Annotated in this window: 10 protein-coding genes and 1 pseudogene; 6 read left to right on the top strand and 5 right to left on the bottom strand. The window is 68.6% G+C overall.

The annotated features are described in order from the left end of the window. Both AB0J09_RS50090 and AB0J09_RS50085 read left to right on the top strand, forming a co-directional pair. Positions 1-454: pseudogene (locus AB0J09_RS50090) on the top strand (hypothetical protein); the annotation flags it as partial. A 432-nt stretch (positions 455-886) separates the two neighbouring features. Continuing rightward, entirely contained in the window at positions 887-1,888 is a 1,002-nt protein-coding gene (locus tag AB0J09_RS50085; RefSeq protein ID WP_360708217.1) for a transposase, read from the top strand. An 80-nt stretch (positions 1,889-1,968) separates the two neighbouring features. Here the strand turns inward: AB0J09_RS50085 and AB0J09_RS50080 are convergent, their stop codons facing one another. Further along, on the bottom strand, positions 1,969-2,700 hold the full coding sequence (locus tag AB0J09_RS50080) for an SDR family oxidoreductase (RefSeq protein WP_360708215.1): 732 nt from the start codon (positions 2,698-2,700) through the stop codon (positions 1,969-1,971). A 91-nt stretch (positions 2,701-2,791) separates the two neighbouring features. On the opposite strand from AB0J09_RS50080, the gene AB0J09_RS50075 reads away from it, so the two are divergent. Then, the gene (locus AB0J09_RS50075) at positions 2,792-3,217 is read left to right on the top strand and encodes a MarR family transcriptional regulator (protein WP_360708212.1); all 426 of its coding nucleotides are present in this window, start codon (positions 2,792-2,794) and stop codon (positions 3,215-3,217) included. A gap of 146 nt (positions 3,218-3,363) precedes the next feature. On the opposite strand, the gene AB0J09_RS50070 is transcribed toward AB0J09_RS50075, so the two are convergent. Continuing rightward, positions 3,364-3,777: a hypothetical protein gene (locus AB0J09_RS50070; RefSeq protein ID WP_360708209.1), complete on the bottom strand. Its 414-nt coding sequence runs from the start codon at positions 3,775-3,777 to the stop codon at positions 3,364-3,366. 38 nt (positions 3,778-3,815) lie between these two features. Continuing rightward, entirely contained in the window at positions 3,816-4,427 is a 612-nt protein-coding gene (locus AB0J09_RS50065; RefSeq protein WP_360708205.1) for a helix-turn-helix domain-containing protein, read from the bottom strand. Positions 4,428-4,570: 143 nt separating this feature from the next. Here AB0J09_RS50065 and AB0J09_RS50060 point away from each other — a divergent pair, with 143 nt between their 5' ends. The 3 genes from AB0J09_RS50060 (at position 4,571) to AB0J09_RS50050 (ending at position 6,349) form a co-directional block, all read left to right on the top strand. Continuing rightward, complete coding sequence (locus AB0J09_RS50060; protein WP_031067588.1) at positions 4,571-5,305, top strand: SDR family oxidoreductase; 735 nt, start codon at positions 4,571-4,573, stop codon at positions 5,303-5,305. 33 nt (positions 5,306-5,338) lie between these two features. Next, a complete protein-coding gene (locus tag AB0J09_RS50055) occupies positions 5,339-5,962 on the top strand; it encodes an NAD(P)-binding domain-containing protein (protein ID WP_360708201.1) in 624 nt (207 codons plus the stop codon). 216 nt (positions 5,963-6,178) lie between these two features. Beyond that, the gene (locus tag AB0J09_RS50050) at positions 6,179-6,349 is read left to right on the top strand and encodes a hypothetical protein (RefSeq protein ID WP_360708198.1); all 171 of its coding nucleotides are present in this window, start codon (positions 6,179-6,181) and stop codon (positions 6,347-6,349) included. On the opposite strand, the gene AB0J09_RS50045 is transcribed toward AB0J09_RS50050, so the two are convergent. Both AB0J09_RS50045 and AB0J09_RS50040 read right to left on the bottom strand, forming a co-directional pair. Further along, positions 6,346-6,882, bottom strand: a complete 537-nt coding sequence (locus AB0J09_RS50045) for a hypothetical protein (RefSeq protein ID WP_225302437.1) — start codon at positions 6,880-6,882, stop codon at positions 6,346-6,348. The two genes, AB0J09_RS50050 and AB0J09_RS50045, sit on opposite strands and share 4 nt — an antisense overlap. A 59-nt stretch (positions 6,883-6,941) precedes the next feature. Next, the coding region (locus AB0J09_RS50040; protein WP_360708196.1) for a response regulator transcription factor at positions 6,942-7,468 on the bottom strand (527 nt) is incomplete at its 5' end.

Here is a 7,468-nt window from a genome sequence, read left to right as displayed (position 1 = left end):
GCTGGCGGTAGCCGGGGCCGGGCTGGCCGGGCTGGTCGGGCTGACAGTGGGAGCGGGCTACCCCCTCTCGATGGTGGGCACCGTCGGCGCCGAATCCAACATCTTCCCGACCAACGCCGCCATCGCCGCCCTGGCCGTCTTTCAACTCGGGTTGCTGGTCCTGGTCACGCCGGCCGCCGAGCGCCTGCTACGCCGGCCGGCTGTCTGGAAGCCGGTGGTGGCCCTCAACGTGGGCGCGTTGACCATCTTTCTCTGGCACATGACCGCGTACCTGGTGGTGCTCTGGGCCTATGAAGGGCTAGGTGGCACCCTGCCGGCGCAGCCAACCGCCGGCTGGTGGGCGCAGCGCTGGCTGTGGCTCCTGGCCCCTTCGGCCGTGCTGGCCGTGCTGGCCGTCCTGTTCGTCCGAGTCGAGCTGGCCGCCCGCCGACCCCGGAAAAGGGCAGGTCGCTGAGCTCGAAAGCTGGCGCTGGTCCGGCACGACCTTCCGGCTCCGGTGGCAAGCGCTCGGAGACGACCGCAATGAGGTCGCCGTACGCTTCCCGCCCGTGCCCCATCTGCCGTTCGAGGAGAGTGAGGAGGCTGCGCCCAACATGCTCAGGTCCGGGCTCGAACCGGAAAGCATGACCTTGGACCGGACCGGCATCGGCGCGCACGCCCTCGCACCGCTCACGCTGACCGCGCGGGACGAGGCCGAAGAGGCGTGGCGCGTCCTCGCCCCCGTCATGTCGGCCTGGTCCAGTGACCTCGTCCCGCTCGAGGACGCACATGGCGGGGCGTACCGGGCCGCAGCGCACTCAGCACCTCCCGACGCCTCCTGCGCATTCGGCGGCGGATGTGCCACGAGGCAGCGCAGTGAGACATCCACTCTGGATGTGGGTACATCGTGCTTGCGGTCAACCCTCTGCAGGCGGCGTTCGCGACAGCGGCCCCTGAGATTCTGGAGGAGGTGGCCCGACTCGGGGCGCAGCCGCTGCTTCAAACGGCGCTGGATGCCGAGGTGACCGAGTTCCTGGGCCGTGACCGCTACCAGCGGGCCGCCTCGGTCCCCGACGCCCAGCCAGGGTCGCGTAACGGCTACCGGGAAGTGACGGTGAAGACCACCGCCGGGCCGATCCAGCTGGAGCGGCCGAAGCTGCGCGGCACGACGGCCGCGTTCGCCTCCCGCCTGTTCGGCAAGCACGTCACCAAGACCCACGCCTTGGAGTCGCTGGTGATCGCCTCGTTCGTGCGCGGCTTGTCCGTCCGTGACGTCGAGGCCACCCTCGCTGACGCGCTCGGCGACCAGGCCGCGATCTCCAAGTCCACCGTCAGCGAGGTCTGCAAGGCCATCAGAGCCGAGTACGACGCCTGGGCCCGCCGGCGGCTGGATGACGTCGTATTGGACTACCTGTTCCTGGATGCCTCGTTCTTCCGCTACTGGGCCGTCTTCGACACCAGCGACCTGAAGACCGGACCCGGTCCGCAACTGGTCGAGCTGATCGACCACCGCCTGAGCGAGTTCATCGACTGCTACCGCGCCACCTACCCGGCCGCGATGAAGATCCTGGACACCGACCGCGAAGGACTGACCGCCTACCTACGCTTCCCCGCCGAGCACCACCAGCGGATCCGCCACTCCAACTTCATCGAGCGCACCTTCGGCGAGACCCGCCGCCGCGCCAAGGTCATCGGCCGGTTCCCGGGTGAGACCAGCTGCATCAGCATCGCCTGGGCCGTCCTTGACCGCGCCTCCCGCGGCTGGCGCGGACTGACCATGACACCCGCAGGGCTCCGGCTCCTGCAGGACCTGCGCCACTCGCTCCTCGACCCGCCTCGCCAGCTCCGCTCCCGACACACCGCCCCACTCCACCCTGCCGATCACCAGACCATCACCGCGACCGCGTAACCAGCTTGCGGACGGTCCGGTGATCGTGGCCAAGGTCTTTAGGATTGTGCGCCATCCGGCCCTGGCCCGGCGCCAACTCGTTAGATCATGCCTCCGGCGGCGTTGATGGTCTGGCCGGTGATCCAGCGGGCGGCGTCGGAGGCCAGGAACGCGACGATGTCGGCGATGTCGGCTGGTTCGCCCAGGCGGCCCAGCGGTGTGCGGGCCTTGGCGTCGTCAATGACGTGCGGGGGCACGGTGTCGATGACGTCGGTACGGGTCAGGCCGGGCAGGACGCTGTTGACCGTGACGGATCTGGCGCCCACCTCCCAGGCCAGCGTGCGGGCGAGCTGGTCACCGGCGGCCTTGCTTGCGGCCAGCAGTGCCATGCCGGGCAGCGGCGACACGGTCAGCGCGGAAGAGATCAAGATGATCCGGCCGTGGTCGCTGATGCGCTGCGCGGCCTCGCGCAGCGCCACGAACGTGGACCGCACGTTGGCGTGCAGGTACTGGTCGAAGTCGTCATCGGTGGCGCGGGCCAGCGGCCCAGCGGTCGCAGTGGCCGCGTTGTTCACCCACACATCCACCCGGCCGTACTGGCTCTCGGCCGTATCGAACAACTCCTTGACCGCCTCGGGGCGGGTGATGTCAGTGCGGAGCGCGGTGGCCAGCCCGCCCGCGTCCTTGATCTGGTCCACCGCCTGCGCGGCCGTCTCCTGGTCGCGGGAGCCGATGACGACGCGCATCCCCGCCGCGGCGAGCCGGTCGCTGATCGCCCGTCCGATGCCGCGCGATCCGCCGGTGACGACTGCGACCCGATCCTCGATACGCATAACCCCTCCAATTAGTCGATCCTATGGATAGTCCATAGCCTCGACTAGTTTAGTAGAGGGTGTCAACTGTTCAGGTAGTAGACTGCCTGCTATGGCCGCCGCACCCGATGACGAACTCGTCGAGACGCTGATCGGCGTCTTCATGGAGATCGACGGCCTGTTCAGCACGACGAGCCGCCGGCTGGGACTAACCCCCCAGCAAGCGCAACTGCTGTGCTTCGCCCAACATCTGCAGCCGTCCTTCGGCGAGCTCGCGACCCTGCTGCACTGCGACAAGACCAACATCACCGGCCTGGTCGACCGGCTTCAGCGACGCGGCCTGCTCACCCGCCAACCCGACCGCAACGACCGCCGGATGACCCGCGTCCATCTCACCCCCCAGGGCGAGGCGCTCACCGGCCAATTCCAGCAGGCCATCAACACCACCCTGACCACCCGCTTCAGTTCCTGGCCCAGCACCCAACGCGACAGCCTCGTCCACCTGCTCCAATCCGCCGCAACAGCACTACGCCCCTGATCTCAGCGGCCACCTCCGACCCCAACACGCCACCAGCCCCGCAAAGCCGATCACACCGAACCGCCACCGCACCGCGTAACCTCACCATGAAGCCGGAACTACGCCCCCGATTTACACCGGACTCCGGACGCCACCGTGAAGGACGATCAAGCTTGCCTTTCCGCAAGAAAGTTGATCTGCCTGGCGGTTCTGCGCGTGTCCAGGTGGTCGGGGACGAGGTCCCGCAGCCGGGCGGTGAAGACCTCGCCGTATTCGGCTGCAACCGCAGCGTAAGATCCCTGGCTTGCCCGGTACCGGGCCGCCATGTACGCAGCGTCTGCTGCCGCCCCGATCGTCTCGTCTGAGCTGTCCGGCAGGGCGCTGAGGCTGTTCAGCACTACGGCAGCGTGCGGGGCCAGCAGCTGCCAGGCCGACCACGTCGGCGGGTCCTCGGGGTCGCCGATCTCTCCGGCCGCTTCTGCCGCGGCCTTCAGCAGGCGGGCGGCCAGTTCCGTAAAAGCCAGCAGGTCCGGGCCAGGTGCCGGGCGGCTGGTGTCGCGTACCAGCGGGTGCAGCCGCATGACCGGCAGCGCGTCCAGCCCGGCCGCGGAGTGCCAAGTTAACTTGACACTTCCTCCCGTCGCCGGTCATCGCTGGCTGTGGCGGGGATGGCGTTGTCGATGAGGACGGCGGCGATGGCGGCGGCGGCGGGGAAGGCGTCGGCGTTGAGGACCCGCGTGCGGGCCGCGGCGCCGTCGATGAGCAGCGCGAGCTGCTCGCCGAGCTGTTCAGGGTCGGCGGCGCCGGCTTCGCGGGCGGTGTCGGCGAGCCGCGCGGCGACGGCTTTCTTGTAGTCGCGTGCGTACTGGGATGCGGGGTGCTGGGGGTCGTGGAGTTCGACGGCGGCGGCGATGTAGGGGCACAGGGGGGTGGTGGGGGGGATGTCGAAGGCGGCGAGGAGCCGTTCGCGGGGCGTGAGGTCGGTGCGGTCGAACACGCCGGACAGAACGGAGGGGTCGAACCGGCGCAGGTACTCGGCGACGAGTTCGTCCTTGCCGGTGAAGTGCTGGTAGGCCGTGCGCTTGGACACCTCGGCCGCCGCGCAAAGCTGGTCCATGCCGGTGCGGTTGATGCCCTGCTCGCGGAACAGCTGCTGGGACGCGCTGAGGATGCGCTCGCGGGCGCCCCGGCCGCGGCGGCGGCCCGTGGGGCCCTTCTCCAACTCCGACATGGGTCCATGGTACCCAAGCTGGGTAACGACCGGTGTACATAGTTTGCGCCCCGGCCGCCCGCCCCGTACCGTAAGCACACAGAGCGGTGTACATAACGCCGTCACCCAGGTGCACACGGCACCACCGACCCAAGGGAGCGACTATGGGAAAGCTTGACGGCAAGGTAGCGGTCATCACCGGCGGCACCACCGGCATGGCGCTGGCCGGCGCGAAGCTGTTCGTCGACGAGGGAGCGCACGTCTTCATCACCGGCCGCCGCCAGGACGCCCTGGACGAGGCCGTGAAGCAGATCGGCCGCAACGTCACCGGCGTCCAGGGCGACGCCGCCGACCTGGACGACCTGGACCGCCTGTACGACACCGTCAAGCGGGAGAAGGGAAGCCTCGACGTGCTGTGGGCCAGCGCCGGCGGGGGCGAGCCCGCCCCGCTCGGCGAGATCACCGAGGCCCAGTTCGACACCTGGTTCGGGCTTAACGCCCGCGGCACCCTGTTCACCGTCCAGAAAGCCCTTCCGCTCTTCAACGACGGCGGCTCCATCCTCATGACCGGCTCCAACGCCTCCCTCGGCGCCTTCCCCGGCTGGAGCGTCTACGCCGGCAGCAAGGCCGTCCAGCAGGCCTGGGCCCGCGTCTGGCTCAACGAGCTCAAGGACCGCCGCATCCGCGTCAACGTCCTGACCCCCGGCCAGGTCGCCACCGCCAAGCAGGAAGAACTCTTCGACGAGGCCACAAAGCGCCAGTTCGAGTCCCTCATCCCCCGCGGCCAGATGGGCCGCCCCGACGAAATCGCCACCGCCGCCCTCTTCCTCGCCTCCGACGACTCCAGCTACGTCAACGGCATGGAACTCGTCGCCGACGGCGGCACCACCGCCATCTGAACCGAACAACACACAACCAGGGCAGGACATCTCATGAGCAACATCAGCATCATCGGCACCGGGAACATGGCCCGCACCATCGGAGCGCGGGCGATAGCGGGCGGCAACACCGTCGAGGTCATGGGCCGCGATCAGTCCAAGGCCGCTGACCTGGCCAAGGCTCTCGGCGGCGGCGCCACGACGGGAGAATGGGGCACCACCCCGGCCGGGGACATCGTCATCGTGGCCCTGTTGTACGACGGTGTCGTGCCGGTCGTCGCCCAGTACGGAGACGCTCTCGCGGGCAAGGTCATCGTCGACATCAGCAATCCCTTCAATTCCACGTTCGACGGGCTAGCCCACCGCGAGGAGACCTCGATCGCGCAGGAAGTCGCCAAGGCGGCCCCGGCCAGCGCCAGCGTGGTGAAGGCGTTCAACACCATCTTCCGTCATGTCCTGGAGAAGGGTCGGCCCGACGTCTTCATCGCTGGCGATAATGCGCAGGCCAAGGCAAGTGTGGAGGCGTTCATCGAGAGCCTCGGGCTGCGCCCGCTGGACGTCGGCGGCCTGAAAATGGCGCACTGGCTGGAAGGAGCGGGCGTGGTCACGGTGGGCCTCGCCAACCACGGGGTGGGGAACTTGGACTTCGCCCTCAGCATCACCGAACTTCCCGTCTGAGCAAACGGTTGACGGATCACCGAAAGAACTCGCCAATGACCTTAACGAGGCTCAAATAGGAGTCCCAGAGTTTCGGGTGCTTCCCAGGCGGTCAGCTGCCGGTCGGGGTCGGTTTCATGGTGCGCGAACTGGTTGATCAGGTCGGCGAGGCCTTGCTGGTCCTGCTCGGACAGGCCCTGCAGGATTCAAACCCGATCACTCGAGGAGGCAACCCTCATGCGTGAAGAGCTCATAAAGACAGGCGACGCACCCGGCAACGCGCAGAATGTCGCGTACTGGCCCGCGAGCGGAGAGCTGTGGCTGGTCAACGAGTTCCGCGGGGACTATGACGGCGTGTACGGGAGCGACCGCCTGGTGGCGTTGAGCTGCCCGGATCTCACGTGCTAAGAGCCGGGCCCGCCGGCCGGAACGGGAGCCGGTCGCGGCGCGGCCGTCGCCCTTGCCCTGACGTGGATGCCGCCGACCCTGGCCAGCATCGTCGACACATTGAGCAGGATGATCGCCGCCTTCAGCGCGTTCGCTCCCACGTCGTGCGCCGCCATCCAGCGGCCCAGTTCTGGACCGAACACGTGCGTCGCGCCGTACGAGAAGGCGACCTTCGTCAGGGTGATGGCGACCCAGGCGGTCACGTAGGCAAGCCCGGCCCTGGAGTACACGGCCTGCTTGTCCGGCACGTACTCGAACCGCATGAACGAGACCGCGGCCAGTCCCATCGCCAGGCCGAGCACGGTGGCCGCGGCTTCGAGCAGCAGCCCGGTGCCCGACAGCTCGAAGCCGTCGAAGAAGATCGGAACCAGCGCCGCCGCCCCTGCCACAGGGCGCAGGAGCCGGAACAGCCCCACCTTCCGCCGGCCGATGTCGCTTTCGATGGCGATCGCGAAGATGATCAGGTTGAGGAGGAATACGCTCACATCGCTCATGGCAGACGACGGTAGGTCGCAGGGCCGGGGCCGATCGTCAAGCCGGAGGTTGGTTCGCGTCAACCCGTGGGTTGAGAGTCGGAGGCGATCCCCCGCCGGTAGGCGTAACGGACGGCCTGCGCGCGGTCCCGCGCCCCGATCTTCGCGAAGATGCGGTTGATGTGCGTTTTCACCGTGGCCTCGCTCACGCGCAGCCGCTGCACGATCTCCCGGTTGGACAGCCCCGCCGCGACCAGCTTGAGCACTTCCAGCTCGCGGTTCGTCAACCCGTCCGGAGGCTCGGGGGGCGGAGCGGCGTCGAAGAGCGACTCGCGGACCCGCTTGGTGAGCAGGCTGCGTCCCTCAGCGGCGGCGGCCACCGCCTGGTAGATGTCCTCGCGTGAGGCGTCCTTGGTCAGGTAGCGGAGCGCGCCCGCGCGCAACGCCGCCGCGATCTCCCGCTGATCGGAGTAGGTGGTGAGCACGACCACGCCGGTCCGCGGGTGTTCACGACCGATCCACCGGATGGCCTCGACGCCGTCGAGTTCGGGCATGCGCAGGTCCATCAGCACCACGTCGGGACGGTGCGCCGCCACGGCCGCGACCG

This window comes from Nonomuraea sp. NPDC049784 (genome assembly GCF_040659615.1).
GTDB lineage: Bacteria > Actinomycetota > Actinomycetes > Streptosporangiales > Streptosporangiaceae > Nonomuraea.
This window is presented reverse-complemented; position numbering and strand designations above follow the sequence as displayed.

What these genes read in the sequence shown, in the direction of transcription:
- AB0J09_RS50045 (WP_225302437.1), bottom strand. Translation starts at nt 6,882, where the DNA reads ATGAGCGATGTGAGCGTATTCCTCCTCAACCTGATCATCTTCGCGATC.
- AB0J09_RS50075 (WP_360708212.1), top strand. Translation starts at nt 2,792, where the DNA reads ATGGCCGCCGCACCCGATGACGAACTCGTCGAGACGCTGATCGGCGTC.
- AB0J09_RS50055 (WP_360708201.1), top strand. Translation starts at nt 5,339, where the DNA reads ATGAGCAACATCAGCATCATCGGCACCGGGAACATGGCCCGCACCATC.
- AB0J09_RS50050 (WP_360708198.1), top strand. Translation starts at nt 6,179, where the DNA reads ATGCGTGAAGAGCTCATAAAGACAGGCGACGCACCCGGCAACGCGCAG.
- AB0J09_RS50070 (WP_360708209.1), bottom strand. Translation starts at nt 3,777, where the DNA reads ATGCGGCTGCACCCGCTGGTACGCGACACCAGCCGCCCGGCACCTGGC.
- AB0J09_RS50080 (WP_360708215.1), bottom strand. Translation starts at nt 2,700, where the DNA reads ATGCGTATCGAGGATCGGGTCGCAGTCGTCACCGGCGGATCGCGCGGC.
- AB0J09_RS50065 (WP_360708205.1), bottom strand. Translation starts at nt 4,427, where the DNA reads ATGTCGGAGTTGGAGAAGGGCCCCACGGGCCGCCGCCGCGGCCGGGGC.
- AB0J09_RS50060 (WP_031067588.1), top strand. Translation starts at nt 4,571, where the DNA reads ATGGGAAAGCTTGACGGCAAGGTAGCGGTCATCACCGGCGGCACCACC.